2 protein-coding genes are annotated in these 1086 nt (G+C 65.8%); both read right to left on the reverse strand.

Annotated elements, in window-relative coordinates:
- Nucleotides 1-188 precede the first annotated feature (188 nt).
- Nucleotides 189-509 carry a nucleotidyl transferase AbiEii/AbiGii toxin family protein gene (locus BM214_RS12305; protein ID WP_244888013.1) on the reverse strand — a complete coding sequence of 107 codons (321 nt, stop codon included), beginning with the start codon at nt 507-509 and terminating at the stop codon, nt 189-191.
- Complete coding sequence (locus BM214_RS12310; protein ID WP_244888014.1) at nt 502-990, reverse strand: DUF6088 family protein; 489 nt, start codon at nt 988-990, stop codon at nt 502-504. Before BM214_RS12310 ends, BM214_RS12305 begins: the two co-directional genes overlap by 8 nt.
- Between the last annotated feature and the right edge of the window lie 96 nt (nt 991-1086).

A 1086-nucleotide genomic window follows, 5' to 3' on the forward strand; every position in this document is an offset into this window, starting at 1 on the left:
CTCATCCGCCACATCCCCTCTATTGCTTGAGATCGTACCGGTGACGATGGAGGATCAGTGGGGGCTATGGAATACGGGGGCTACCGGACAGGTACGCCGAATCACATCACCCTGTTCGACTTGGCGGTGGACCCGCCAGCGTTGTGGGATGAGCAGCGCGCGCGGATTGGGCTTTGAAGTGGCTGACCTCACGCCAGCCGATTGACCTTGTCCTGGATGGCGGCGCAGGTTTCCAGAATCGCATCGAACTCCGGCACCAGGGCGCGGATGTCGTAAGTCAGATCGATGTCTTCCGAGAACCGGTCGATGACCTTGTAGACCTTGGAAAGCGAGGTCCCACCCTTGAACGTCAGCACATCGGCGATCGTAGATCCACAGATCGCCGCAAGCGTCCACACCATCCAGATGTCCTTTTCCAGCAGATGTGCCGGGCGGCCGCTCTGGGCCGCCGCGTATTCCAGGGCCTCGACCCGATCGGCCTGGCTGAGCGCGAACCAGGACTCAGCCATGTGCATTCGCCTCGCTGACGGCGCGCGCCATCCAGCCGGGCAGGGCCGCCCGCGCGGCCTTCAGGGCGGCCCATTCTTCCGCAGGCAGTTGGGCATGGAGGATGTGCAGGGCGGAGGGCGCCTGCTCGGGCCCCAGCCAGGACAGGGCGCGAATGGCCTTGCCGGCCGCGCGCTTGCCGAGCGCGAGTTGCCAGCGGCTGCCGTGCTTGAGTTCGACGGTGCGGTTGCCCAAGCGCAGCTTGCGCGCGGGCCCCGACGTCAGAAAGATCTCCCGGGTGGGCACCTGCGTGGTCAGCCCCAGCGCATTGGCTTCCGCCGCGCCATTGGGCACGACGACTTCACCGCGGGTGGACGCGATGGCTTCGACGACCGCCTCGGTCGGAGGAAGGTGGCCCTGGACGGGGCCAGGGGCCGGACGCCGAAGTCCGCAGGCATCCGCACGAACCCCCGCGAATACGTGGGAGTCGGCGAGATCGGGCAAGATCTATGGCCTGCTCCCCGATCGCAAGCCCCCGTTGGGGTGGTGGATAATCAGGTTGCGTCAATCTATTCGGCCTCGTGGTGGAGCACGTCAGTG

Origin of the sequence: Ectothiorhodospira mobilis (genome assembly GCF_900114895.1) — a bacterium.
GTDB lineage: Bacteria > Pseudomonadota > Gammaproteobacteria > Ectothiorhodospirales > Ectothiorhodospiraceae > Ectothiorhodospira > Ectothiorhodospira mobilis_A.

Bases quoted from the DNA above. Each gene is read 5' to 3' on its own strand.
- BM214_RS12305 (WP_244888013.1), bottom strand. From the start codon at position 509: ATGGCTGAGTCCTGGTTCGCGCTCAGCCAGGCCGATCGGGTCGAGGCC.